At 65.3% G+C, this 25645-nt stretch carries 24 protein-coding genes; 13 read left to right on the top strand and 11 right to left on the bottom strand.

From position 1 onward, the window contains the following. Positions 1-44: 44 nt before the first annotated feature. Both katG and ACIA8C_RS33690 read right to left on the bottom strand, forming a co-directional pair. The gene (katG, locus tag ACIA8C_RS33695) at positions 45-2279 is read right to left on the bottom strand and encodes a catalase/peroxidase HPI (RefSeq protein WP_397141761.1); all 2235 of its coding nucleotides are present in this window, start codon (positions 2277-2279) and stop codon (positions 45-47) included. 37 nt (positions 2280-2316) lie between these two features. Beyond that, positions 2317-2733, bottom strand: a complete 417-nt coding sequence (locus tag ACIA8C_RS33690) for a Fur family transcriptional regulator (protein ID WP_397142145.1) — start codon at positions 2731-2733, stop codon at positions 2317-2319. A 148-nt stretch (positions 2734-2881) separates the two neighbouring features. On the opposite strand from ACIA8C_RS33690, the gene ACIA8C_RS33685 reads away from it, so the two are divergent. The 3 genes from ACIA8C_RS33685 to ACIA8C_RS33675 all read left to right on the top strand — a co-directional run bounded on the left by ACIA8C_RS33685 (position 2882) and on the right by ACIA8C_RS33675 (position 5121). Continuing rightward, complete coding sequence (locus ACIA8C_RS33685; protein WP_397141759.1) at positions 2882-3451, top strand: TetR/AcrR family transcriptional regulator; 570 nt, start codon at positions 2882-2884, stop codon at positions 3449-3451. 165 nt (positions 3452-3616) lie between these two features. Beyond that, positions 3617-4618 carry a UDP-glucose 4-epimerase GalE gene (gene galE / locus ACIA8C_RS33680; protein WP_397141757.1) on the top strand — a complete coding sequence of 334 codons (1002 nt, stop codon included), beginning with the start codon at positions 3617-3619 and terminating at the stop codon, positions 4616-4618. Further along, positions 4615-5121: a hypothetical protein gene (locus tag ACIA8C_RS33675; RefSeq protein WP_397141755.1), complete on the top strand. Its 507-nt coding sequence runs from the start codon at positions 4615-4617 to the stop codon at positions 5119-5121. Before galE ends, ACIA8C_RS33675 begins: the two co-directional genes overlap by 4 nt. 46 nt (positions 5122-5167) lie before the next feature. Here ACIA8C_RS33675 and ACIA8C_RS33670 read toward each other — a convergent pair whose 3' ends face one another. Then, positions 5168-6328: an FAD-dependent oxidoreductase gene (locus tag ACIA8C_RS33670; protein WP_397141753.1), complete on the bottom strand. Its 1161-nt coding sequence runs from the start codon at positions 6326-6328 to the stop codon at positions 5168-5170. A 373-nt stretch (positions 6329-6701) separates the two neighbouring features. Here ACIA8C_RS33670 and ACIA8C_RS33665 point away from each other — a divergent pair, with 373 nt between their 5' ends. Then, the gene (locus ACIA8C_RS33665; protein WP_397142143.1) at positions 6702-7637 is read left to right on the top strand and encodes an HNH endonuclease; all 936 of its coding nucleotides are present in this window, start codon (positions 6702-6704) and stop codon (positions 7635-7637) included. Positions 7638-8175: 538 nt separating this feature from the next. Continuing rightward, positions 8176-8910, top strand: coding sequence for an alpha/beta hydrolase (locus ACIA8C_RS33660; protein ID WP_397141751.1), 735 nt, complete (start codon positions 8176-8178; stop codon positions 8908-8910). Positions 8911-9030: 120 nt separating this feature from the next. On the opposite strand, the gene ACIA8C_RS33655 is transcribed toward ACIA8C_RS33660, so the two are convergent. Next, positions 9031-9402: a hypothetical protein gene (locus ACIA8C_RS33655; RefSeq protein WP_397141749.1), complete on the bottom strand. Its 372-nt coding sequence runs from the start codon at positions 9400-9402 to the stop codon at positions 9031-9033. A 127-nt stretch (positions 9403-9529) separates the two neighbouring features. On the opposite strand from ACIA8C_RS33655, the gene ACIA8C_RS33650 reads away from it, so the two are divergent. Further along, entirely contained in the window at positions 9530-11254 is a 1725-nt protein-coding gene (locus ACIA8C_RS33650) for an MFS transporter (RefSeq protein WP_397141747.1), read from the top strand. Positions 11255-11349: 95 nt separating this feature from the next. Here the strand turns inward: ACIA8C_RS33650 and ACIA8C_RS33645 are convergent, their stop codons facing one another. Next, entirely contained in the window at positions 11350-12228 is an 879-nt protein-coding gene (locus ACIA8C_RS33645) for a LysR family transcriptional regulator (protein ID WP_397142141.1), read from the bottom strand. A 116-nt stretch (positions 12229-12344) separates the two neighbouring features. Here ACIA8C_RS33645 and ACIA8C_RS33640 point away from each other — a divergent pair, with 116 nt between their 5' ends. After that, positions 12345-13079: an SDR family oxidoreductase gene (locus ACIA8C_RS33640; RefSeq protein WP_397141745.1), complete on the top strand. Its 735-nt coding sequence runs from the start codon at positions 12345-12347 to the stop codon at positions 13077-13079. Positions 13080-13143: 64 nt separating this feature from the next. Here ACIA8C_RS33640 and ACIA8C_RS33635 read toward each other — a convergent pair whose 3' ends face one another. After that, positions 13144-13890: a GNAT family N-acetyltransferase gene (locus ACIA8C_RS33635; protein ID WP_397142139.1), complete on the bottom strand. Its 747-nt coding sequence runs from the start codon at positions 13888-13890 to the stop codon at positions 13144-13146. Positions 13891-14090: 200 nt separating this feature from the next. Here ACIA8C_RS33635 and ACIA8C_RS33630 point away from each other — a divergent pair, with 200 nt between their 5' ends. Further along, entirely contained in the window at positions 14091-14696 is a 606-nt protein-coding gene (locus tag ACIA8C_RS33630; protein WP_397141743.1) for a dihydrofolate reductase family protein, read from the top strand. Between the two features lie 99 nt (positions 14697-14795). Here ACIA8C_RS33630 and ACIA8C_RS33625 read toward each other — a convergent pair whose 3' ends face one another. Together ACIA8C_RS33625 and ACIA8C_RS33620 are read right to left on the bottom strand one after the other, a co-directional pair. Then, positions 14796-18431 (bottom strand): tetratricopeptide repeat protein, encoded by a 3636-nt coding sequence (locus ACIA8C_RS33625; protein ID WP_397141741.1) that lies wholly within the window; start codon positions 18429-18431, stop codon positions 14796-14798. Beyond that, on the bottom strand, positions 18428-18943 hold the full coding sequence (locus tag ACIA8C_RS33620) for a hypothetical protein (RefSeq protein ID WP_397141739.1): 516 nt from the start codon (positions 18941-18943) through the stop codon (positions 18428-18430). Before ACIA8C_RS33620 ends, ACIA8C_RS33625 begins: the two co-directional genes overlap by 4 nt. A 164-nt stretch (positions 18944-19107) precedes the next feature. On the opposite strand from ACIA8C_RS33620, the gene ACIA8C_RS33615 reads away from it, so the two are divergent. From ACIA8C_RS33615 to ACIA8C_RS33600, 4 genes are all read left to right on the top strand, one after another. Beyond that, on the top strand, positions 19108-19566 hold the full coding sequence (locus tag ACIA8C_RS33615; RefSeq protein WP_397141737.1) for a hypothetical protein: 459 nt from the start codon (positions 19108-19110) through the stop codon (positions 19564-19566). Between the two features lie 66 nt (positions 19567-19632). Beyond that, positions 19633-20160 carry an EF-hand domain-containing protein gene (locus ACIA8C_RS33610; RefSeq protein ID WP_397141735.1) on the top strand — a complete coding sequence of 176 codons (528 nt, stop codon included), beginning with the start codon at positions 19633-19635 and terminating at the stop codon, positions 20158-20160. Continuing rightward, positions 20157-21296 carry a 4-hydroxyphenylpyruvate dioxygenase gene (gene hppD / locus ACIA8C_RS33605; protein ID WP_397141733.1) on the top strand — a complete coding sequence of 380 codons (1140 nt, stop codon included), beginning with the start codon at positions 20157-20159 and terminating at the stop codon, positions 21294-21296. Before ACIA8C_RS33610 ends, hppD begins: the two co-directional genes overlap by 4 nt. 55 nt (positions 21297-21351) lie before the next feature. After that, complete coding sequence (locus ACIA8C_RS33600) at positions 21352-21678, top strand: hypothetical protein (RefSeq protein WP_397141731.1); 327 nt, start codon at positions 21352-21354, stop codon at positions 21676-21678. 51 nt (positions 21679-21729) lie between these two features. Here ACIA8C_RS33600 and ACIA8C_RS33595 read toward each other — a convergent pair whose 3' ends face one another. Both ACIA8C_RS33595 and ACIA8C_RS33590 read right to left on the bottom strand, forming a co-directional pair. After that, entirely contained in the window at positions 21730-22104 is a 375-nt protein-coding gene (locus tag ACIA8C_RS33595) for a hypothetical protein (protein WP_397141729.1), read from the bottom strand. A gap of 111 nt (positions 22105-22215) precedes the next feature. Next, positions 22216-22527 carry an EthD family reductase gene (locus ACIA8C_RS33590; protein ID WP_397141727.1) on the bottom strand — a complete coding sequence of 104 codons (312 nt, stop codon included), beginning with the start codon at positions 22525-22527 and terminating at the stop codon, positions 22216-22218. A gap of 150 nt (positions 22528-22677) precedes the next feature. On the opposite strand from ACIA8C_RS33590, the gene ACIA8C_RS33585 reads away from it, so the two are divergent. Beyond that, the gene (locus tag ACIA8C_RS33585; RefSeq protein ID WP_397141725.1) at positions 22678-23580 is read left to right on the top strand and encodes a LysR family transcriptional regulator; all 903 of its coding nucleotides are present in this window, start codon (positions 22678-22680) and stop codon (positions 23578-23580) included. Positions 23581-23754: 174 nt separating this feature from the next. Here ACIA8C_RS33585 and ACIA8C_RS33580 read toward each other — a convergent pair whose 3' ends face one another. Continuing rightward, a complete protein-coding gene (locus ACIA8C_RS33580) occupies positions 23755-25362 on the bottom strand; it encodes an SMI1/KNR4 family protein (RefSeq protein ID WP_397141723.1) in 1608 nt (535 codons plus the stop codon). Positions 25363-25645: the final 283 nt, after the last annotated feature.

Raw genomic sequence — 25645 nt, 5'->3', positions numbered from 1 at the left:
TCAGTTCGCGGGGTGCCGCACATGCCGACCGGCTCGAGCAGTGATCAGGCCAGGTCGAACCGGTCGAGGTTCATGACCTTGTCCCATGCGGAGACGAAGTCCTGCACGAACTTCTCCTTCGCGTCATCGGTGGCGTAGACCTCCGCTAGCGCGCGCAGCTGCGAGTTGGACCCGAAGACCAGATCGACGCGGCTGCCGGTCCAGGTGGTCGCGCCGGTGCCGCGATCCTTGCCCGCGTAGGTGCCCTCGTCGGCCGACGTCGGCTCCCACTTCGTGCCCATGTCGAGCAGGTTCACGAAGAAGTCGTTGGTCAACGTCCCCGGGGTATCGGTGAAAACACCCAGCGCGGACTCGTGGTAGTTCGCGCCGAGCACGCGCAGGCCACCGACCAGAACGGTCAGCTCGGGAGCGCTCAGGGTGAGCAGGTTCGCCTTGTCGACCAGCAGGTACTCGGCCGGCAGCTGGTTGCCCTTGCCGAGGTAGTTGCGGAAGCCGTCGGCGCTCGGCTCCATCGCGGCGAACGACTCCACGTCGGTCTGTTCCTGGGTGGCATCGGTCCGGCCCGGGGTGAACGGCACCTCGATGTCGAAACCGGCGGCCTTCGCGGCCTGCTCGACCGCCGCGACGCCGCCGAGCACCACGAGATCGGCGAAGGACACCCGCGTGTTCCCGGTCTGCGCCGAGTTGAACGCCTCCTGAATGCCTTCCAGCACGGGCAACACCAGCGTGAGCTGGTCGGGCTCGTTGACGTCCCACCCTCGCTGCGGCTGCAGCCGGAGGCGACCACCGTTGGCACCGCCGCGCTTATCGCTGCCACGGAACGAGGAAGCCGCCGCCCACGCGGTCGAAACAAGTTGCGGCACAGTCAGACCCGAAGCCAGCAGCTGGCTCTTGAGGGTGGCGATATCGGCCGCCCCGATGAGGTCGTGCGTCACCGCGGGGACCGGGTCCTGCCAGAGCAGCGTCTCCTGCGGGACCAGCGGGCCGAGGTAGCGGACGATCGGACCCATGTCCCGGTGGGTCAGCTTGTACCAAGCCTTCGAGAACTCTTGCGCGAGCTCCTCGGGATGGTCGAGCCAGCGCCGGGTGATCTGCTCGTAGATGGGGTCCACCCGCAGCGAGAGATCCGTGGTCAGCATGACGGGGGTGTGCGACTTCGCGGCGTCGTGCGCGTCGGGCACGGTGCCGGCGCCGCCGCCGTTCTTCGGGATCCACTGCCACGCGCCCGCGGGGCTCTTCGTCTTCTCCCACTCGTAGCCGTAGAGGGTCTCGACGAAGCTGTTGTCCCAGGTCCTCGGGGTCGGCGTCCAGGCGCCCTCCAGACCACTGGTGATCGCGTCTTTGCCGACGCCGGTGTTGAACGAGCTGCGCCAGCCGAGGCCCTGCTCCTCCAGCGGGGCGGCCTCTGGCTCGGGGCCGACGTGATCGGCCGGGCCCGCGCCGTGCGTCTTGCCGAAGGTGTGGCCGCCCGCGATCAGCGCCGCGGTCTCGATGTCGTTCATCGCCATCCGGCGGAACGTCTCCCGGATGTCGGTGGCCGCGAGCAGCGGATCCGGATTGCCGTTCGGCCCTTCCGGATTCACGTAGATCAGGCCCATTTGCACTGCGGCAAGCGGGTTTTCGAGGTCACGCTGGCCGGTGTAGCGCTCATCGCCGCCGAGCCAGGTGTGCTCGGGACCCCAGTAGACGTCCTCCTCGGGCTCCCACTGGTCGACGCGACCGCCGCCGAAGCCGAAGGTCTCGAAGCCCATCGATTCGAGCGCAACATTGCCCGTGTAGACGATCAGGTCGGCCCAGGAAAGCTTCTTGCCGTACTTCTTCTTGACCGGCCAGAGCAGGCGGCGGGCCTTGTCCAGGCTCGCGTTGTCGGGCCAGCTGTTGAGCGGAGCGAACCGCTGCATGCCTGCACCGGCGCCACCGCGACCGTCGCTGATGCGGTAGGTGCCCGCCGCATGCCAGGCCATCCGGATGAAGAACGGTCCGTAGTGGCCGTAGTCGGCGGGCCACCAGTCCTGCGAGGTCGTCATCACGGCCTCGATGTCCTGCTTCACGGCGGCGAGATCGAGCGTCTTGAATTCCGCGGCGTAGTCGTAGTCCGCGTCCATCGGGTTGGCGACGGCGGGATTCTTCTGCAGGATCTTCAGATTGAGCTGGTTCGGCCACCAGTCACGGGTGCTGCCGCCCTCGGTCGGGTACTTGAGGCGGGCAGACATTACGGGGCAACCGCTTTGCGCGGGCTCCGTGTTGGCCTCTCCGATGGGCGGGTGGTCCTCGGGCACGGCAATTCCTTTCAGGGGGTGGTGAATTGGGCTGTGTTCAAGGGTTGGGCAGCGGCGCCGGTAGCGCCGCGCAGTCCGGGCATAGGCCCCAGTAGAGGACCTCGGCCTCGTCGAGGACGAAACCGTTGTCGTCAGCGGCGGTCAGGCAGGGGGCCTCGCCGACCGCGCACGCGACGTCGACGATGGCGCCGCACGACCGGCAGACCAGGTGGTGGTGGTTGTCGCCGACGCGCGTCTCATAACGCGCCACCGTGCCCATCGGCTGGATGCGGCGGAGCAGTTTCGCGGCGGTCAGTGCCCGGAGCACGTCGTATACCGCCTGGTGGGAAACCGCGCCGAGGGTCTGGCGCACCTGGCCGAGAATGGTGTCCGTGTCGGAGTGGGGATGTTGATACACCGCGGTGAGCACCGCTAATCGCGGTGCTGTCACGCGCAGTGCCGCGCCGCGCAGCATCCGCTCGAATTCGACTGGTTTGGACACATTCAGAAGTATTACTCATTCAAGTCTTGGCGGTGGCGGTTTCGGAAAATTTGTTCCGAGGTATGGGTTTGCGCAGGTGGGCTCGTGGGACAGATGTCTAAGACGCTGGTACTCTATGGTGATGGGAAATCGCGAAGACCTGCTGGCCGGAGCGCGCAAGGCCGTGCTCGAGCGTGGCCTGGCCAAGACCACCGCGCGCGATATCGCGGGTGCCGCCGGGGTCAGCCTGGCCGCCATCGGCTACCACTTCGGCTCGAAGGATCGGCTGATCACCGAGGCGATCGCCGAGGGGCTCGGCGGCGAGGTCGGCGACGGCATGGAGGCCGCGATCCGGGCCGGCGGAGCGGGTCGATCGCTGCGGGAGTCGGTGGGGCCCACCTGGACCGGGCTGCTCGAGGTGATCCGCACCAACCACGAAGCGCTGCTGCTGAGCGCGGAGAACGCCCTGCTTGTCGCCCGATCGGCGGAGTCGCAGGAGTTCATGGCCCAGGCCACCGAGGTTGCGTTCGGCGATCTCGCCGACGTCTTGCGCGAGACGCACCCCGCTCTGTCCGCCGAGCAGGCGCGGGCCGTCGTCACGCTCTATTTCCTGCTCTTCCAGGGACTCGCGATGACTCAACTGATCGCGCCTACCGCCGAGGTGGACGGCGAGCAACTCGCCCTCGCCGTGGAAACGTTGTGCGCCATGTGATTACGCGGCCCTGGCGAGCTGGGCACGGCCGCTACGCTCCCTGCCTGGGGCGTCGCTGGTTCGCCGCCTAACTCGGTCAAGACTGGCGTGGCATGACCCCGAGGGATATATCGTCGCCACGGCCATCGTTTGAACAGTGCTGCTACCGAGGAGGGCTCGACCCCTGTGAAGTTGCTCGTTACCGGCGGTGCCGGATATATCGGCTCCGTCGTCGCCCACCGGCTCGTCGATGCCGGACACGAGGTCGAGATCGTCGACAACCTCTCCACCGGCTTCGCGTCCAACCTGCCCGCGGGCGCACGATTCCACGAGATGTCTGTGCATCGCGTCGCAGACGTCCTCACTCCCACCGCAGGCTTCGACGGGGTGCTGCATTTCGCCGCAAGCATCGAAGTCGCCGAATCGGTGCGTAACCCAGAAAAGTACTGGCACAACAATATCGAAGGCTCGCTGGCGTTGCTCCGCGCGATCCGTGCCGCGAGGGTCCCGCGGCTCATCTTCTCCTCGACCGGCTCGTTGTATACCGGCGACGGAACTTCCGCCTTCGACGAGACCGCTGAGATTCGACCCCAAAACCCCTACGCCGCAACCAAAGCCACGGTCGATCAACTCATCGCGGGCGAGTGCGGAGCCTCCGACATCCTCGGCGCGGCAACCCTGCGTTACTTCAACGCCTCCGGTGCCGTCCGCACCGCCGATGGGGCGCACCTGGGCGAGCGCCACGACCCTGAATCACACCTCATACCGATACTGCTCCAAGCCGCGGGTGGGCAACGAGATACCTTCACCCTGTTCGGAACCGACTATCCAACTCCGGACGGCACCTGCATCCGCGACTACATTCACGTATCCGATCTCGCTGCCGCGCACCTGCTCGCCCTCGACGCCGTCGAACCCGGCCGCCACGGCATCTTCAATCTCGGTAACGGGCAAGGACATTCGAACCGGCAAGTGCTCGACACCGTCCGTGCGGTCACCGGCGTCGACTTCCCCGTCCGCATCCAAGGCCGTCGACCCGGCGACCCGGCGGTATGCATCGCTTCCAGCGAGAAAGCGCACCGCGAACTCGGCTGGAAACCGCAGCGCCCCGATCTGGCCGACATCGTCGCCGACGCTTGGGGATTTCACCAGGCCGCGGCCGAGGACGACCTTCGCACCCAAAGATGAACACCCTGGTCACTATTCGGGGCAACTCCGCATCGGGTAAATCGACCGTCGCCAACGCCGTGCAGCTGCGCTTCGACCGCAGCCGATGTGTCGTAGTGCCACAGGATGTCGTGCGTCGACAGATGCTGCGCGAGTTCGACGAACCCGGAGCGTTCAATATCACGCTGATCGAACAGATCGCGCTGACCTGTCTTGCCAGCGGTGGTCTCGTGCTTGTCGAAGGGATTCTCGACGCGCAACGGTATGGGCCGATGCTGCACCGGCTAGCCGCCGTGGCGCCCCGATCCTTGCACTATGGCTTCGATCTCACCCTCGCGGAGACCTTGGTTCGACACGCGGGGAGGCCACTGGCCGCGACGGTCCCGGAACCGTTGCTGGCGCGGTGGTATCACGGCTGGCAACCGCTGGCTGATATCGAGGAGGTGCGAATTGACGCCACGTGGACAGTGGAACAGATCGTCGATCGGATCCACCGCGATATCCTCGCCGCTCATTCATCGTGACGAGCTGTGTCCAGCCTCTATCACCTACTACTCGGACCTGCGCGGTTCAGACCGGGCGTTGGGCCAGCACGTTCGCGGTCCCGGTCGCCGACCTGCGGACAGCCTCGAAGCCGTAGTCGAGCATCGCCTTCTCGTAGCGGGCGATGCCGTCGAGACCGTACTCCAATTCGGTAGCGAGCAGGGCCGCATCCCTGATGGCGGTGTTGGCGCCTGAGCCCTGAAACGGGCTCATGGCGTGGATCGCGTCGCCGAGCAAGGTGACGTTGGTCGTCGGCCACGGCTCGAGCGGGACCGAGGTACGCAGCCGCAGGCGGGACATCTGTGTCGGATCGCCATCGGCGATCAACTGCTGTACCCCTGGATGCCATTCCAGGAGTGCACTATTCAGGTCGTCGGGTAGCTCGCCGGTCGGCGTCAGCAGCCCCCAGAACACGTAGCTACGGCCCGCATCCGGCGGAAATAGCATGTGCCCGAACATCAGGTTCCGTCGCTGCGGCCCGTAGGCCATACCGAGATGGTTCGTCAACTCCGGAGTCAGCCAAGGGCCCGTGGCGGCATCGACCCACGAACGACAGACGATCGCATCCATCGGGAGTGCCTCGATTCGGGCCTCCGGCAGAAGTTGTTGGCGTACCAGCGAATTGATCCCGTCCGCACCCACCAGCAGGCCCACCGCGGCTGTCTCGCCGTTAGCAAAATCGGCGAAAACCTCGCCGCCGGTCGATTGCCGGTATCCGGTCAAAGCATGCCCGAACCGCACATCCAGACCGGTGAGGAGCACCTTCTTGAACGTCGAACGGTCAACGCTGCGCGCAGTGATTGCCAACGACTTCTGTACGGCGAGTTGATGATCCATGAAGTCCAGGCCACCGACGATCCCGCTACTGCGGTCGAACAACTCGTAAACGTCGTCGGGCAGGCAGCCACGCAATACCGTCTCGGTGTCACGAAGCGTCAGCCGATAACCCTGCGCCCGACCCACCGGGCTCGAATCCTGTTCGAAAACAACAACTTCGATACCACGCCGCCGCAGATGCTGGGCCAGGCACAGCCCACCGATGCCGGCACCCACAATCCCCACCTGCGACTTCAGCACCACCGAAGTACATCGGATACGAGCAACAGCGGCAACTGTTTTTGGGAACGCTTGCTCACCCCAACCCTGCGCCGATACTTCACGCCCACACGCTATTGCCGCCGACCACATGGCTCGAAGCGGACACGCGCTCACTCGAAGATCAACGGGGGAGATTCTTTCGGCACGTTGGAGTGCACGCAAATAGCCGATACGCGTGCGATGGGTGGGCTTGGGCATCGATGTTGGTTCGGTTGTGGTGGTGTGGGTTGTTCGGATGACTGTGCCGGGGGCCGGTCGTCCCTAGGCTTGCTTTTGTCCTTGTCGGGTCGGTCGCCAGGCCTGTTTTTCGTTGAGAGGTTGCCGTGGGGGATTCCGCTACCGTCAGAAGGCGCACAGTGAGCACTCCCCGGGGAGGGCGATCTAGTTGCCAGTAATCGCGGGTCTGATAGTCGTAGGGCTGATCCTGTTGGCCATCGAGTGGGCAGCAGCGAATTGGCTACCGATCGCAGCGATCGTCAGCGTCCTGCTCGGGACGTGGGGTCTGGTGCTGTTGATCCGGCACATACGCATGACACGGTATTTCGCCAGCGACGAGTTTTTGGCCCACAAGGCCGCGGTCGCCTCCTTCGTCGCTGAGCACAACGAGCTCGCGCAGTACGTCGGTGAGATACGCAGTCGGGGCACGTTCGCGCTCGGTGGGTCGTCCACTGGAGCGCAGGCGCACCTGGCAACTTTCCAGAACACCAGTCGGCACAGGTACCGGCGCGACCGCAACGTTGCCACCTATCAGACGCCGTTCGTGCACAACTGCTCTTTGCAGGTCGCCCGCGCCGCGAGTGCCGATCCGATCAAGTACGTCATGAAGTACTTCAACATCAAGCACACCGAGACCGACCTGGCTGATGTAGAGAACCTTGGCGATGGCATCACCCGCCTCGAAGAGGCCGTCACCAATCTTGGGCAGCGCGAGGCCAGCATCACCCAGTCGATCAGCCCGCCCAAGTTCATCATGAAGTACTACGCAGGCGAGTTCATGAAGCACGTCGGGGTCGAGTTGTCGCCCATCACGGTGCCTTACCCGGTGTACGTGTTCGAGTACGTCAGCGCTGGTGGGAATAGTTCGCAGCGCACGACTGTCAAGCTCAACCGAGAGACGATCGACGCGATGATCGAGACGATGTCGGAGAGGATCAAGTTCCGTAGGAGCGCAGCGGGTCAGCGGGCGTTGATGACCTCCAAGCTGCGGACGATGATCAAGGAGCGTGACCGCTACACCTGTCGATACTGTTCTACCTCGCTCGCAGCTGAGCCTCACCTGCTGCTCGAAGTAGACCACATCATGCCGGTGTCGAAGGGCGGGCTGACCGCGCCCGATAACCTTCAGACCTTGTGCTGGCGGTGCAACCGCACCAAGTCGAACAAGGTCGTTGCCAGCTGATCACCTCGCGGTCGGACGGTGTCAGTGTTGACCAACCCGCGCTGCCGGCATCGACACTCAAAACCGCGTTGGGCGCAGCCAGGCTTTCGCTGCCCACTGCTGGTCAGATGATCAGGGGGAGCCAGTGTCGATATCGGCCGAGAGGTCAACTACCTCAGTTCCTCCTGATCGATTGTCCAGCAGCATATCTCGGGCGTTGCCGGACCAGTGCACACTCAGGTCCTCACTCGCATGTTCGACCGTGTGGTCGGGGCGTAGCGCCGGAACTGTTGCGGCCCTGATTCCTTGCTGGGCAATGTCTCCTGCATCTCGGCGGTAGGCGGTAGCCGACTTGCGGGCGTTCAGCCAGGAAGTCACGGCAAAACCTGTTGGCGACCTGGGGGGGACCGCTGCTACTTTGTCGGGGACCGTGCAAGAGAACGAGGAGGTGGTACCCGTGAACGCAGTATCGACATGGGTGCTCCTCTTCGGGGTCATGGTCGGGCGATAGGGGTCGTCCGGGAGCGCCGTTCATGAGCACTCCCGAAAGGCACGACCAATGCAATTCACTTCTGAACAGCGCTTCGATGATGGCGTCCTCGAACGCGAATTCACCCTCGGCGAGATCCACGGCATCCTGTGGACGCCCACATCCGCCGCCACGCCGACTCCGCTGATCCTGATCGGCCCTCCTCCGCTGGGGCTGCGGAAGGTGTACCCGCGACTGCTGGCCAGGGCCCGGCACACCGTGGCGGAGGGCTACTCCGCGGCCACTATCGAGCTCCCCGGCAGCGGTGATCGACCCCGAAACGTCGTGGTCGACCAGGCCATCGCCGACCTGCATCGGGCGCTGGCGGCCGGTGAGCCGGTCACCGACGACATCGTCGACCGGCTCATCCTCCCGCTGCTCGACCCGGCGGTGTCGGAATGGCGGGCCACCCTGGACGCCATCCTCGCGCTACCCGAAATCGGCGGCCCGGTCGGGTATTCGGGCGGGGTGATCTCCATCGGCACCCGGCTGGCGGTGGTCGAGCCGCGCATCGAAGCCGCCGTTCTGTTCGCCGGAAGTTACGTGCCCCGCGCCATTTTCGAGGAGGCCAGGCAGGTCACCATTCCGCTGCATGTGCTGCTGCAGTGGAACGACGAAGGAAACGACCGGCAGATGGCCCTGGACCTGTTCGATGCCTTCGGGTCCAAGGAAAAGACGTTGCACGCCAATATGGGTGGGCACACCGGCGTCCCGCAGTACGCGGGGGAGGAGGCGAACCGGTTCTTCGCCCGGCACCTGAAGTGAGGCCGGGCCGTCAGGTGAGCTGCCGACACTAGAGCCGTCGGCCAGCAACCGCTATCGCGGACAGATCTCGGCTGTCCTCGATAGCGGTTGCCGCCGTCAACCGGTCGCTCGCTTCGAATATCACCGGGGCGCAATGGGTTCGGTTGTTATTGCTCCGATCAGCGGCCGGGTGGACTCGTCGGCCGTCCGAAGCGGTTGAGTAACAAGGCTTTCCAGCGCACATGTCGATGAGCGGAAATCAGCCTTGGCGCGTCGAATGGTCAGGTCGCCGATTTCGACGTCGGCGGGTTGGTCGATCGCGAAGGCGATCGCCCGTGCCACTGCTGCGGGGTCGATACGAAGCCGGCCATGCGCTGCGCGGTTTTGCCGATCACTGTTGCCGTCGCGATCGTAGTAGCCGGCCCGGTCCGGGACTTGTACGCCGGAACCCCTTTGTTGCAGGTGCTCTGGCGATACCGGGGGCGACTCGAGCACCCGGTGCGGCCCCGGCATGGGGGCGTCCGCGCAGGCGAATCCCGACGATCACCGACGTTGAAACTCCGCCATAGGGCATAAAATCAATTCAGTGGCAACTGATTGGACGACAATTCCAGGAATTGCCGGAAATCCGCCATAGGCCATGAAATCCATTCAACCGCAAGGGATTCAACAAAGAAATCATGAATTGACTCGGGCGTCGCACTTGCATACGGTCCAATCGTCAGGTTTTCGCCGGTTGCATCCGAAGGTGTTCATGACCACGTCCCCAGCGTTGCCGAAGTTCAAGCAGCAGTTGATCCTTGCCGTTCTTATGTTCTCCCAGTTGGTGATCTGGGTGGACAACACGATCCTCAGTGTCACCTTGGAAACTCTTACAGACCCGATCAGCGGACTGGGCGCCAGCCCGGCTGAGCTTCAATGGGCTACCGGCGCATACACTCTGGTCTTCGCCACACTGATGTTCACCGCAGGCGCACTGGGCGATAGCTTCGGCCACCGGGCTGTGCTCGCAACCGGAGTGGTGGTCTTCGGCGGGGCCTCGATATGGGCGGCCTACGCAGGTGACCCAAGCCAAATTATTGCCGCCCGAGCCGTTATGGGAATAGGCGCGGCGCTGATCATGCCTGCCAATTTCGCCATCCTTTTGTGGACCTTCACCGGCCCCGCGCGGGCCACCGCGATCGCCATTTCCTCGACAGCCGCCGGTGTCGGAATGGCTGCGGGTCCGGTGTTGGCGGGGATCCTTCTCGGCCATTTCTGGTGGGGCTCGGTCTTTCTCGTCAACGTCCCGATTGTGGTGCTGGCATTGGCCGGGATCGCCATGCTGGTCCCCAATTTCCGGAGCCCCACCGTGCGGCCGCTGGACCCGGCTGGCATGTTGCTGTCGATCAGCGGACTCGCGGCGTTGGCGTACGGGCTGATCCGTGCGGGGCAGGTGGTCGACTGGCGCTGTCCGGATGTCTGGGCGCCGATGGCCGTCGGACTTGCCTTGTTGGCAGCTTTCGTACTCGTCGAACTGCGAATCAAGGCGCCCAGTTTCGATCCCCGACTGCTCGCGCAACGGGTCTTCGGTGGCGGCAACGCGGCCATGGCATTGCTCTTCTTCTCTGTGGCCGCCATCACTTTTTACAATGCGTTTTATCTGCAAGGAGCACTTGGCTTCTCGCCGATGAAGGCAGGCTTGGCCAATATCCCGACCGCGGTCGGTGCGATCGTGGGTGCGCCCCTTGGCGCGCGCCTGGTTCGCCGATGGTCACTACGCTCTGTCACCGTGCCGGCGCTCACCGTGGCGGCGCTATTCATGGGCGCGTTCGGGTTGCTCGGACTGCAAACCCCATTCATCTGTATCGAGATCATATTGCTGGTCCAGGGCCTTTCGGTCGGCATGATGATGCCTGTGACGGGAGCAATGATCAGCGCCCTGCCGTTGGAACGGGCCGGTGCCGGGTCGGCCGTCACCCACACTGCGCGACAGACCGGCAGCGTGATCGGGATCGCGGTAGGCGGCACGATCATGTCGATCGTGTATCGGGGCGCGATCGAACCCTCGCTGAGCGATGTACCCGAGGCCGCACAGGAGCGAGTGCGGGTTTCCGCGGAACAGGCCCGGCATGTCGCCGCCGAGATCAACCAGCCCACTCTCGCGCAGGCTGCCGATCACGCGTTTATCCACGCTATGCACGTCGGCGCGGGCTGGATCATGCTCATCGCACTCTTCGGAGCAGCTGTGCTGGTAATTGCCTTGCGCCCAATCGGAAACCCCACGGGGACGGCACAAGAGCCGAACAACGGTCCAGAAGGCAGCCACTCCGCGACTGGGGACACCCTCCATTCAGGATCCGAACGTGCGGTGGCCGCCCGCTGATCGGTTGGCCACCATCGTCTCTGGAACATCCCATGGCCGATTAGCGAGCGTGTGCGGACACGTACTCGTACGACACGGAGCGGCTGATCACCTGCTCAACGTCCCCCTCGAGCGGCTGCGTCGGACGGCCAGGCGTTCAGGAAATCGTTGATAAGCGGATTAGCATCGGCCGTGCGGGTCGCCAGGACGATACGGACCGGGTCGATGCCCTCGATTGGCACGGTGGTCAGGCCGGGGCGCAGTTGGGGCCGACGGTCGCCGGCGGCCAGGATCAGAATCATCTGTGCCTCGGCCACGAGGTCGAGCTTGTCTTCGAACGATTCGTAGTCGATCGGCGCGCTGCGAGCCGCAACACCGTCCAGGCGGGGCTCCAGGCGAGCGAAGTCGCTCCACTGCGGGACCGCGTTCGGGCACTGCGGGAAAACCTCGTCGCCGAGGTCGTCGACGGTCACCGACTCCTTTCCGGCCAGGCGGTGGTCTATGGGGACAACCAGGACCCGTGGCTCGGCCCACAGCTCGGTGAGGCGCAGGTGGTCGACAGGGAAGGGCAGCGGGGCGCGGGCGACCAAAGCGTCCACGCGGCGGTCGGTGAGGGCGTTGGCGTCGTTCCAGTCCACGTGGCGAGAGCGGATGCGGGCCTTGGGGTTTCGGTGCCGCAGCTGGCGGAGGGCGGGCGTGATCACCAGGTCCTCGACGTACCCGATAGTGAACTCGGGTGGGGTGGCGGCGTCGCGGGCGGCGCGCTCGGCCTCATGGGCGGCACGGAGCAGCGCTTGGGCTTGCGGCAGAAAGGCGCGGCCGGCCTCGGTAAGGCGGCTGCCCTGCGGGGTCCGGTTGAACAGGCGCACGCCCAAATGTTGTTCCAGGCGCTGGATCTGGCGGCTCAAGGACGGTTGCGCGACGTGTAGCACCGCGGCGGCGCGGCCGAAGTTGGCGTGCTCCGCGACGACTGTGAAGTAGCCGACAAGCCGCATATCGAGGTCCGATCCGGGAACGCGCACACTTCGAGCGTACTGACATGCAGTGCGTGCATGACGGGTTGCAGATCAGGTCTTGGACGGCGCCGCCGGTCCGGGACTTGAATCGAGACATGGGAATATACGACGGAAAGCGCGCCCTGGTCACTGGTGGCAGCAACGGGATCGGCCTGTCGATCGCACGCCTGTTGGCCGCGCAGGGCGCTCGGGTGATGGTCACGGGGCGCACGCAGGCCACGCTCGACAAGGCGAGTGCGGAGGGTCTGATCGCGGTGCGCAGCGACACGACCGCACAGGCCGACATCGACGCCCTGGCGGGGAAGGTCCAGGAGGCGTTCGGTCACCTGGACGCGGTGTTCCTGAATGCGGGCATCACCGAAATGGAGCCGTTCGAGGCGATGACCGAGCAGGCGTACGACGCCATTTTCGCGGCCAACACCAAAGGGCCCTATTTCACTATGCAACGGCTGCTTCCGCTGCTCGCCGAGGGCAGCGGCGTGGTGCTGACCACCTCGGTCTCGAATGTGCTTGGGCAGCTGAACCATAGCGTCTACCCGGCGAGCAAGGCGGCCCTGCGGTCGATGGCGCGAACCTGGGCCCGTGAACTGCTGCCGCGCGGTGTACGGGTCAATGCGGTGAGCCCGGGGCCGATCGACACAGGCATTCTGCACAAGAAACTACCCGCCGAAGTGGCGGATGAAATGGTGGCGGGTTTCGCCGCCCAGATTCCGATGCTGCGGGTAGGAAACCCGGAGGAGGTCGCGCGGGCCGCCATTTTCCTCGCCTTCGACGCGACCTACACCACCGGCGCCGAGCTAGCGGTCGACGGTGGCGGCACCCAATTGTGACACTGCCGACTCGAGCACTGTTCAGGGCGGAGCGGGGTTCAAACTGGTTGGCTGGCAGAACTTTCTACGGTGTGCGCATTTCCTGATCGGTCGCACTGAGCCGCATTTGGATCTGCTCTTCGACGACCTCGTAGCCCAATCGCTGGTAGATGCCGTTGCTCGTGGGATTCGACCTGTCGGTGAACAGGAGGACCTCACGGTTTCCTGCGTCCAACGCGACTTGGGACATGTGGTGCGTCACCGCGGCCGCGTAGCCATGTCCGCGATGTTCCGGTGGGGTGGCCACCAGTCCGACCCGCACGATCCCGGCGACACTGCGCGAGAGCGAGGCGACCGATACCGGCTGTCCGTCGACCTCCCACAACCAGAAGCCGTGGTAGGACAGCCGCTCGCCGACCTCATCGAACGGCACCGAGGTGTCCTCATACGCGAATACCTTGGTGAAATCCTCGAGCACCTCCCGGTCGGAATGCTGAGCAAGCCGGGCTCGCCCGGTTGTCGGGCGTGGCGCAACCAGCGCACTCAACCGGTAGAGAAGCTGGTGGTCAACGACTTCGGATCCGCGCTGTGCGGCCTCGGCGAAGGCCTGCACGACGTCGACCGGGCCGTTGACGTAGTCGACTTCCCGCCCCTCGTTGTTCAGTACCGCGACCAACTCGGCCGTATCGGCAGCGGCAAGCCCGAACAAGCCCAGTGGGGCCGGCCGGGAATGCAGAATCGCTCCGCAAACCTGACCGTCGCGCGACAACCAGCCGAACAGCGGCGGATTCGGACGCCTTGGCGCATTACCAGCGGCAATGGTCGCGCTCACGGTCAACGCGACATTGTGTTCGGCAGGACGGGACCGCAGAAAATTTCCAGCTGCCCCCAGATACTGCTCAACATCTTCGGTGAAGCTCCAGCCCATGCACCTATGCTGCCGAAACGAGGCATGAGGCGCATCCCAATTGCCGATGAGTTTGTGGCTCCCGGCCGGTCAAAGCTCGTGACACCCTAGGAAAGGACACCGCCATGTCGGAGCTTCTCGTCGACTTCATCACCTCCCTCGACGGCTACGCATCGGGAGAGGGATGGCCCGGGTTCTGGGGCCTCGAGGGACCGGAGTACCTCGCATGGCTCGGCGAGCAGCCGGAGGCCACCCATCTGATGGGAGCGAACACCTACCGCCTGATGTCGGGATTCGCCGCCGGTGCGGTCCCGACTGGCCAAGACGAGTTCAGGCCCGAAGAAGAGGCGTCCGTCGACGAGCTCACGCAAGCGTCCAAGGTGGTGTTCTCCTCCTCCCTCGAGGAGCCACTGACGTGGGCCAATGCCACGCTCGTTCGCGGCGACGCCGTCGAGGCGGTCCGCGCCATGAAGTCGAGTGGCTCGGGGCTGCTCAGCACGATCGGCAGCCTGAGCCTGTGCCGGTCCCTGCTACGAGCCGGACTCGTCGACCGATTCCGGGTCGTGATGTTCCCGGTGATCACCGGTGCCACGGGCGCAGAACGCATCTACGACGGCTATCCGGACGTTGCCCTCGACATGATCGAGCACCGCACCTTCGACGGCCGCATCCAGCTGGTCGAGTACAAGCCCCGTGTGCTCGAGCACCCGCCGCTCGGCGCCCCTGCGTGAATCCGCGGCCGCCGGTGATTGTGCCGCTCACGGACACCAGGGTGTAGCTGGAAAGTAGTCGCAGGCGCAGAGGATGTAGAACCCGAAATCCTCTGCGCACTACTGCTCGTGGCCGCCGATCCATTCGACCCAGCGGTCCTGTCGCTTTTTAGCCTCCTCCTGCTCACGGACCCAGGCCCAATAGTGGTCGAAGTACCGGAGGATCGCCGTACGGGTGCTGATGGCCGCGTTCAGTTCCTCGTCGTATTCGCCGGCGTGATGCGCGTTGAGCGAACTGTAGATCGCGACCGACTCCCGGATGGCGGGGTGCACGTTCCCGACATGTCCAGTCAGCATGCCGACGTGTGCGATCTGATGCAGCATCGCAGCCACCCGAGCCAGATGGTCAGGATTCATTTCGCGCTTGGACAGGTTCCGGTAGGCGGCGAGGGCTTCGTTGAACGGGGCCATCGCCGCGAGCGGATCGCCTGATTGCACCGCCCACATACCCTGGTATTCTGCGGCGTGGGCGAAGCCGAGTTGATGCGTGTACGGATCGGCCTTGCTGAGATATCGATAGAGCGAAAGGGATTGGGCTGCCGCGGCTTGCGCATCCTGGAACTGCTCGTCGGCCGCATGTCCGATGGCCAGCTGTAACCAGGCTTCGGCCAGATGCGGCAGGTACGCGTCCGGCCGGTCGGCGACCAACTGCTGGTAAAGCCCAACAGCCTCGTCGCAGAGCGCCACCGACTCCGCAATACGTTGCTTCGCAAATAAATTCGTGCCGTGCACCAGTAACGCGTCGGCGAGTACGTCCGAGTCGATGCCGGCGTGTCCCGCCGCCAGCTGCCAACAAAGTTCGACGGCTTCCGCGCTCGCGGTTACCGCCTCTTCTTCATCGGTGGAATCTGCTGCGCGCCTGCCGATATTGGCCAGCGCCGCAACCAAGCCGGACCGGTGTACGGCATCCTTTTCGACCAGCCGGCGATACAGCGTCACCGTCTCCCGGAGCATCGGCAGGCCCTCGGCGCCACGGTCGAGACCCACCAGCACGGCGTCGTGTATCTCGAGCGCACCGGCATACGGAAGTCGGTAGGACACGTCCGATTCGGCCAAGCCACGATAGATCAGCACCGCCTCGCCAGCGAGCGGCTCGGCCTGCTCCATCCGTCCTGCCTGCGAAAGCCGCATCGCGACCGTCGCCAGACACGCTGCCAGAGCGGGCGACTCGGCCTCCGGCCCGGTCGCCTGGAACTGGCGCCGCAGACTCAACGCCTCCTCGGCCGCGAGCAGCGCCTCGGCCGAACGCTGCTGATCCGCCAGCAGGTCGCCGAGCAACTGCAACACCTCCGCGAGGGCGGAACTGTGCTGCACCGCACCCGATCCAACCAACGTACGCAGCCCCTGCACCGCCTGCTCGGCCGGCTCCACCGCATCCTCGCGCCGGTCGATATCCAGCAGCAGCCCCACCATCTGCCGACAAACGATGATCGAAGCCTCTTGGTAGACAGTCGGTTTGCGCTGGACCAGCACCTCCATGATCAGCATCGCCTCGCGCAGGCCCGCGAGCGCCCCGTCGGTCCGTCCAAGCCGGGCCAGCTGAATACTGAGCAGGCGCAGTGATTCGGCCAGGTCACCCAGATGGTCATAAGGTTTGGAGTGCACCAGATCCCGGCGCAACGCCACCGCTTCCTCGATCGCGGTCAGTGCCTCGGTATCGCGTCCCATGATCGACAGCTGATAGCCGAGATTGTGCAACGACGAGGCCAGCCCGGGCAGCAGGACATGCTGATCCGCACTGTCCCGGACCAGCGCGCGGCCGACCTCGACGGCGGTCTCGGTCATGGTCAGCGCCGTGCTGGTATCGCCCTCGCTCGCCAGCCAGGTGCCGTAGTTGTTGGCCAGCACCGCGATATCGTCCAGATGATCGTGCCGATCGCGGGAGGACAGGCCGAGGTACTGCGCCATCGCCTCGCGGGCGTTGCCGACCGCGTCGCCGGTGCGACCGAGCCGGAATTCGGCAATGCTCAGCTGGATCAGTGCCGCCGCGAGTTCGGCGGGGTCGACCGCCACCCTGCTCCGCAGGAGGCGGGCGGATTCGGTGGCGGCGGCACGGGCGGCCGAGTACGCACCGGCGTCGTTGAGCCGTTGCGCGTGGATGCGGTGGATCCGGGCCTGCCGCGCCGGATCCTGCTCCGCGGCAAGCCGATCCGGATAGGCCTTGGTGGAGATGAGCGCGACCGTCAGGGCGATGTCCAACTCGCGGCAGTGCTGGGGATAGCAGGATTCCATGGCTTCCAGAACCGCCAGGTCGATGCCGTCCAACCTGACGAAGCGCTCTACCGCGGCATCGCCTGCGGCGAGCAGCGCCTGTGGGTGGTTGCGAACCACCGGGAACAGTATCTCCGCAGCGACGTGCGGCCACCGGCGCGCGGTCTCCACCAGGTTCGTCATCACCTGCGGGGTCCACCAGGCCACCGGCGTCGCCTGCTCGGTCGCGGTGTCGAGCAACCGCTGCACCGCCGCACCGGTCCAAGGGTCCGGCACGATCATGTCCTGCGCCCCGTTAGGTGTCCGGCCCGGGATGGAGAGTGCGACGAAGTCCTCGCCGAGGCGGTCCGGATGCAGTCCCTCCAATACTGTGTGCGGGTCTTCCGATGGGTAGCAGCGCGAATGGTCATCCATCAGCTCGTGCGCCCGGTCCGAGGTGGACACCAGCCCAACGTGCCGAAGAATGCCGTCGGCCGGATGCGGCGTCACCGGACCGATCAACGTGGCCAGCCACACCACCCGGCGCATCACCTCGGGGCGGGCGGTGATGTGCCCGATCTCGAACAGCCGGGTCCAGTGCGTCTGTTCGCGGCGCAACAGATAGCCGGACAGTGCGGCCTGGTCATCAGGCAGATCGGCGCCATGCAACTGACTGTCGACTGTGACGAGGGCGGCGAGATGCAGCGAAAGCACCGACGTGAAACCGGGTTGCGCCAAATCGATCTCCGCGGGTGGAATCACGGGCCGGTCACCGTTGACGCCCATCGCGGCGGCGAAAGCCGTTGCCGCCGAACTGAAGACGGTGGCCCGGTCGAGCTGTGTGCCCAGCGGCGTCAGTTCGAGGGCGTCGGCAGCGATATCGAATCCGCCCTCCAGATCGTGGGCGAAGGTGGGCCACCAGTGGGTCGCCGAACGGGCCACCATGAGCACCCGCATCGAAATACCACGCTCCAGCGCGAGCACGTGCAGCTGGGCTACCAGCCTGCGCAGATGGGTCAGCAGCCACCGGTCGGCGTAGTCGACCAGCACGAGAACGCCGCTGCTGCCACCGAGTTCGACCGGATCTTGCGGGATATCGGAATCAGGCGCGTACAGCGCCCGCCACACCGCCCAGCCCGCGCGGGCGGATTGGGTGGCGTAGTGCGTCATCAGTCTGGTCTTGCCCTGCCCGCCACCGGCGTGGATCAGCCGGACCCCGAGTTGCTCGGGCTGGCTCATCCATTCGTCCAGCCTGGCGATCTCATCGTGCCTGCCGATAAACGGCACCGCCTCGTACCTGGAGTGCAGCAGCCGGGCGGGCTGGGCCCGTGCACGTTCCTTCGACACGGTCGCCGTGGCGGTAGGCAGATTCTCGATCCGGTAGTGCTGCTGCTGGTTTCCGGAGATCGTGACATTGCCGGAGCCGGCGATCTGGATCACGTCGCGGAAGACGACGGTGTTGCTGATCGACTGTCCCTTGCCGGACCGTCGCCACGGAAACTTCACCGATCCGCATCTAACTCGTCCGCGTCATGGATCTGGTCCACCGGCCCGGCGATCCGGCTGTGCGAAACCGATTGACCTGGTGGCGGATTCACCATAGACGGAGCCGGAACGGCACCGGGCGCGGAGGCGACGGCGGGACTTCCCCCGGCGCGGCGCAGCGTGACCTTGCCGCGCACCCGGCCCGCCTGGAGCACCCCGCCACCGACCGCAGAGTCGCTGACTCCCTGGGTGATATCGCCGGCGCTCGCCCGCCGGGCCAGCACCACGCCGTACACGGCGGCGGCAACCCCGACGGCAGCGAGGAAGAAACTGAGCACACTCGCCAGCTTGTCGGCCTCGTCTAGCCCGACCGCGACGAACAGCCAGATACTGCATCCGAGACCGATCAGACCAGCAAGACCGATCGCCCACCCCAGGAATCGTTGGATCACACCGCCATTATCGGCGCGACCGTCCGCCGACACACCGGTAATTCCGGCCGGGCGATAACGCACGGTCGAGGTGGCGAACACAGGCAGTCGAAGATTAAGCGCTGCAGCGTCTTTCGTCATCCCGAGAACGCTGCCGGTCCGACCGACACAAACGGCCATGGCGTCGTGCTTGGTCAAGACACCGGAAACTCGGCATCGCCAACTCCCGGCGCGGCGAGGTAGGTTCGCGCGAAACGACGAGGGGAATGGGTGTGCACGATCCGCACGATCAACCGGAGTTACTTGCGCCGGCCCCGCGCGGCGCGACCGCCGTCACCGCAGCCATCACCGCGCTGATTTTCGGTCCGCTCACCATAGTCGCCGGAATCATGTGGGTTCTCTACGTGCTTGTCTCGATCGAAGATTCCGCCCGCGAATATCGAAAGGTCGGCGGGCACACAGACCTGATCATCATGGGGATCGTCACCGTCGTCATCGGGCTGGCCTGGTCCGTCGGCGGATCCCTGCTGCTGGCGTACATGAAAACGGGTCGTTTCTTGTTGATCCTCGCGTCGGGGGTGGCACTGATCGTGAGCGTCGCACAGCTCTTCACCAGCGGTTTAACCCTCTTGTTCGTTCCGGCCATCGTGAGTCTGCTGATTCTCGTCCTGTGCGCGGCACCCGCAACCGGTCGCTGGATCGTGGCGGAGGGCAGTTGGCTATGATCGGGATTGCTGTGATCTGCTTCACTATCCTCAGGGAAGGCGATCGGAATCATGAGCAACCACGTTGTGAGCGATGCCGCGTTGAGCAGGATCCGTATACGGTTCGATCTTCTGGATGCCAATGGCAACGGTGTGCTGGACGAGTCGGATTTCCAGATGCTGGCCGAACGAATCATTACCGGCTTGGGCGAGCCGCCCAACTCCGCCAAGGCGCGGGCCGTCATGGCTTCGCATCAGGGATATTGGCAGGGTTTGCTGGCCCACGCCGATACGAACGGCGACGGGGTGGTGAGTATGGAGGAATACGTCGCCGCGATCACTGGCCCTGCGGCGAACATGGCCTATCTTCGGCCGTATGCGGAGTCGGTCGCGGCGATCTGTGATCGTAATGACGACGGCATGATCGACCGGGCCGAGTACGCCAACTACATGCGGCTGGTCGGGTTCGACGCCGACAAAGCCGACGCGATGTTCGACAAGCTCGACACCGCGGGTGTCGGCGAGATCGCCGCGACGGAGTGGGCCGACGTTATCTGCCGGTACTACACCAGCGCCGCCGAGGATCCGGTGGCCGACCTGCTCACAAACGCTTGAGCGCCCCGGACACCGTAGCTGCCCCGACCACAACCTCGAGCAGGCCGTTCGATGTACACGGCTTCGACGCGATCGTATTCGCGGTGGGCAATGCGTTCCAATCCGCGCATTTCTTCGCCAGCGCTTTCGGAATGTCCCCGGTCGCCTATCGGGGGCCGGAGACGGGCAGTCCGGCGGAATGCTCCTATGTGCTGCGTTCGGGCGCAGCCTGTTTCGTGGTTACCGGCGCTGCCCGTGCGGGCACCGAACTGGGTGAGTATGTCCATCACCATGGCGACGGGGTGGTCGACGTCGGTCTGCAGGTATCCGATGTCGGCGCCGCCTACGACCACGCGCTGGCCGAGGGTGCGCGGGGACTGGTCGAACCGCATCAGACCCGCGATGGGCACGGGACCGTGATGCTCGCGTCGATCGCGGCATATGGACAGGTCCGGCATACGTTCGTCGACCGGTCCAGCTATCGAGGCGTTCATCTACCCGGCTACGCAGCGACGACATTCGCGATGTCCGGTGCCGCGGTCCCGTATTTCCACTCGGTCGACCACTGTGTAGCAGCCGTGGAAGCGGGCCGAATGGATGAATGGGTGGACTTCTACCAGCGGGTTCTCGGCTTCGCCACGATGGCGGAATTCGTCGACGGGGAGATCGCCACGAAATATTCGGCGCTGCGCTCGCGCGTTGTCGCTGACTCGCGGTGCCAAGTGAAATTCCCGGTGGTGGAACCGGCGGAATCCGTTCGCAACAGCCAGGTCGAGGAGTTCCTGCAATTCTATGGCGGGCCCGGGGTGCAGCATGTCGCGCTGGCTACCGACGATATCCTGGCCGCGATCGATGGCATGCGGGCAGCGGGGGTGGAGTTTCTACCGACACCGGATACCTACTACGACGACACGGGTCTGCTCGACCGCATGGGTCCCATCACCACGCCGATCGCTGAACTCGCCAGGCGCGGCGCGTTGGTCGACCGCGACGAACACGGCCACCTCCTGCAAATCCTCACCCGCTCGCCGCAGGACCGGCCGACCGGCTTCTTCGAACTCATCGAACGGCACGGCTCACAAGGTTTCGGAGTCGGCAATTTCGCCGCGCTGTTCCAGGCGATCGAACGCGAACAGGACCGCCGCGGAAACCTGTAGACCCACCGCATCGATCGCCGGGCAGGCAAGCCAAGTCGGCGCTGGTTCGAGCCGATTGCCGAACGAGGTCGGCTCGACATCGGCGCCGCTCTCGGTGTGCCTGCCCGGCGCGAACTTCGCCCTGGACCTGGCCGTGCTGCGGCCGCGCGGCACCCAGGCCGACGCCGTGCTGAGTGCCGTGCTTCGAAATGAATTGGGGGCAGCGCTATTAATGATCCGTGTGCATCCAGAAGAGCTCGGTGCGCTCGCCCCCGCTTGGGCCGACATCGATTTCGATGGTCCACTCACTGCCGACCTGCACGGCGTGCAGCGTATGCAAACCAGGGGTGTGCGGCGTCCACGTGACCCGGTCCCGCTCGGTGTGAAAGTGCCGTCGCTCTAATCATGGGACTCGGCACTCGACCACATCGGGCCGCGATGGCGGGTGACCGCCCTAGATCGCCTGGCAGAAGCTGCCGGTGTTGATGCCGGTGCCGACGGTGAGCATCACGCTCTTGGAGTCGTTGCTCTGCGTGATCAGGATCTCGTGGGTGCCGACCGTAGTCGGAGTCCAGCTCGCCACCTGCGTGGTTTTGCCGCCCGGTGTGACGGCGAACCGAATACCGTTGTCGTAGAAATTCATTCCCTCGGGGTCGGTGCCGTTCGCGACGACGCTGTAGGTGCAGCTGGTGCCGTAACCGGTGCCGATGACACCGCTGGCGATCACGACCTGGATGCCGATGTCGGCGGACGCGGCGGGGGCGTTCCAGGCGACACCGACAGCGGCCAGCGCGATCGTGACCGACACAGAGCTATACAGATTTCGCATCGAGTACTGAATCCTTCGTTTGGTGATGAAACGCCAATTATTCCGCCACGCAACGGCCTTGACCGATAAGCGGCAATGTAGTGCGTTCGAGCTAGCGAGTACCGTCCTGCCTCAGTCGGTGCCGTCCTGCACCGGATAGTCGATGACGACCGCACCGCCGGTGGCGTAGTTGACGACATCGGCGGCCGCCCGCTGGCCGTACTGCGACGCCCGCGACGCGGCCAGGGCGGCGGCGTCAGCGAAGTCGGCTTCGAAGACCGCGAAATACGGTGATTCTCCGTTGCTCGCCGCCACGTCGAAGCTGTAGCGCCACGCAAGCAGGCCGGGCCAATTCATGACCAGTGGAAGGTGGTTGTTCACGTAGTAGTCGCGGAAGTGGTCAGGGTCGGCCGGCTTGGGATATAGGACTACCAACTTATGCACGACTGCCTCCCGGTGTGTGTGACTGCGGTGTCCAGTACCGCGGTCGGTCGAATCGTCATATGCGCAGGTTAGGGCTTGATGCGTGGTCGAGGGAAAGACCGGGACGGGATAGACTCAGAACAGATCGTTATCAATCGACCGGGAGGGCATGTGGCGCCGGATACGGTGAGTCTGCGGTACTTTCTGGTGCTGGCGCAGGAGTTGAACTTCACCCGGGCTGCCGCACGGATCGGTATCGCGCAGCCCGCACTCAGTGCCCGGATACGCCGATTGGAGGCGGAACTTGGTACGAGCCTGCTGGTTCGTAACACGCGTAGCGTCGTATTGACCACGGCCGGTGCGGCTTTGGCGGAGTCCGCGCCGCCCGCGCTGGCGGCGCTGGACCGGGCATGGGACACCGCCCGGAATGCGGGCGCCGGTGAACTGGGCACGCTGCGCATCGGATACAGCCTCAGCGCGGGGGCCGAGACGGCACCGGCCCTGGTGGACAGGCTGATTCGCGGCAGTCCGGGACTCGAGGTCAGCGCGGTCCCGATGGCGACACCGGAAATCTCCCCCGCGGTCGCCGACGGCCGCATCGATGCGGGGATCACCCGCGGTGAACAGCCGGGTCGTGGCGTGCGCCGGTTCCTGCTGCGGCGCTTGCGCGTCGGGGTCCAATTGGCACAGCATCATCCGCTGGCCGAACGCCCCGAGATCGAGATCGCCGATGCGGCAGCGTATCCGCTGCGACTTCCCGACCGTACGGCCAACCCCGTGATCCACGATCAGCTGGCCGCACTGTTCCGCGACACCCGACCACACCCCCGATTCCATACGCCCCCAGTCTCTTTCGACATGTCTCAGCGCGACCTACGCGACGGGCTCACCCTCGCCCCGGCCGGTGAAGCCGCGGTCTCGACACAACCGGCTGGTCTCACGTGGCGACCGCTGCGGGGCGCACCCGCCTTGACGATCCACCTGGTCCTGCCGCGCGTGCAGTCACCACTACACCGCCGCATCCGCACCGTCGCCAAAACCCTGGCACACGAGCTGCGCTGGCTGCCGGACTGACGCGCAGCAGGTCACGCGAGACCGACGTCGGCCGCCCGGCGTCCGGCCGGGCCGCCGTGACCTCGGAGGCACTGCCGGATGCTTTGTGCCGCAGTACTTCTCGCCTGCCGATCGCGCGATATGCGGCATGCGCGGACAGGTCACTACTCGTCGAACGAGATATCGAAGAACCCGTCAGAGCGTGCCGCGCACGACCGGCAGCGAAGCCGTGATGGGGTCGACGCCGAAGCTTGCGGCCCAAGTGATTTCGTCGTAGAAGGCGGCGTCGCCCGCCAGCTCCGCGGCAGCCAGTGCGGCGGGCACCGCGTCCCGGTCGCGCAGCAGCTGCCACTGCCGCATGGTGGCCACCAAGACCCGCAAGGCCGGCAGCGTGGCGACCACCTCGAGGTCGCTGACCTCGATCGCCGAGATGTCCAGGCGTTGCAGCGACGGCAGTGTCGCCAACGAGCCGATGTGCACCGGCTCGGTCGCTCCGGAGAGGGTGAGGTCCCACAGGGTCGGGTGGCCTGCCAGCGGCTCCACGTCGATGCGCGGCGCGTGCAACTGCAGCTGTTCCAGCGGAACCGTGTGAGGTACGGACACCTGTACCGATTCGACACCGCGCACCCGCAGCTCCCGCAGCAGGGGCAGCGACGCCAGTTCCGCTTCGTCGAACGAGTCACGGTCGTCGACCGTCAGCTTCTGCACGGCGATCGCACCGGGAAGCTCCGAGACCAATTCGCCCACACCGCGCAGGTATGCCGCATGCTTCGGATGGTCCTCGATTTGGGCGTTGTAGTACTCCAGCACCGACTCGCCCGCGCGCAGCGCCTCGACTGTTCGCCGCAGCACTGCGAGAACCGAGTCGTCCTGTCGGAAGGCGGCGTACCACCCATCGGGTTCGAACTTGATCACCTGCCCGGACACGCCGATCGGGCCGGGGTCGAGGTCGACGGCGGTCACATCGCGGTCGCTGGTGCCGATAATCACCCATTTCGGGCTGCGCGAGATTCGGCGCACCACGCCGTGGGGCCAGGATTCGAACACGATTTGATCGATGCCGGCGAATAGCGAGTCCTTCCAGGCCCCGATGGTGCCGTGGCCGTATTCCAGCTCCGCTGTCTCGGTGTCGTCGTTGAGGTGGGCGGCGGCGACGGTAGCCAAAGGCAGCAGCGCGGTGAACGCCAGCAGACCCCGATCGTCGTACTCATAGCCCACCACCCGATACAGCGCACGCAGCTCCTCCGGCAGCCGGAAACCGATCCGCGCCTCGGCTGCGGCGATCTCCGCTTCGGTGTTCCCGGCGCCCAACTGCGGTGCGCGGCCCTCTTGCCGAGTACGCAGCTCCACGTACTCGCGGACCAGGTCGGTCACGGTCTCGACCAACTCCGGATCGGTGGGCCGGTCATCGGGGGCGGCGTCGGTGCACGGAACCGGAAAAGCGTGGCACGGATAGCGGTAAGAGGGGTCGAGGACCACCTGCCGGGCCGACTCCCACTCGAACCAGTCGTAGTTGTAGTGATGCTGTGGCGCGCAACGGTACTGGAACTCATAGCTATCGCCCAGTAGCCGCAACCGCAGCTGCGCCAGATCGCCCGCGCCCGCGCCCAGTTCAGCACGCACTGCCGCCGATATGACCGCGGTGTCCGGCCATCCCGGCGCCAGCGCGCCGGTCACCACCACATCGCGAAACATCGTGCCGTAGCCGCCCATACCGTTGTGCAGCTCCATTGTTCCCGCTGTCGCGCCGAGCGCTGCCAGCTCTCGTGCCAGCTTCTCGATCTGCTCGATCAATTCAGTCATGTTGGTCCCCATTGCCGTTCGTGTCGTGGCCACCCTAGCCACCCACACCGACAAGGCCGGACTCCCGGCAACGGAAACCCGATGCGATGATTCGGCTTTGGGCCCCGGCGGACTTGGCACAGTTCATTGAGAACGCCTGTGCTGTCCGCCTGCCGGGCGGCCGAATTGGCGATCAGGCGATACCGTTACCGGTGGACCGTTGCCGGGTGACTTCGGCGACGCTCGCCCAGTCGAGGTCCGCGCCGATCTGCTCGACCGCGGTGGCGAACACGTCGTGCAGGAC

This window comes from Nocardia sp. NPDC051321, from assembly GCF_044455225.1.
Classification (GTDB): domain Bacteria; phylum Actinomycetota; class Actinomycetes; order Mycobacteriales; family Mycobacteriaceae; genus Nocardia.
The sequence above is the reverse complement of the archived record's forward strand: the minus strand, read 5'-3'. Positions and strand labels throughout refer to the sequence as shown.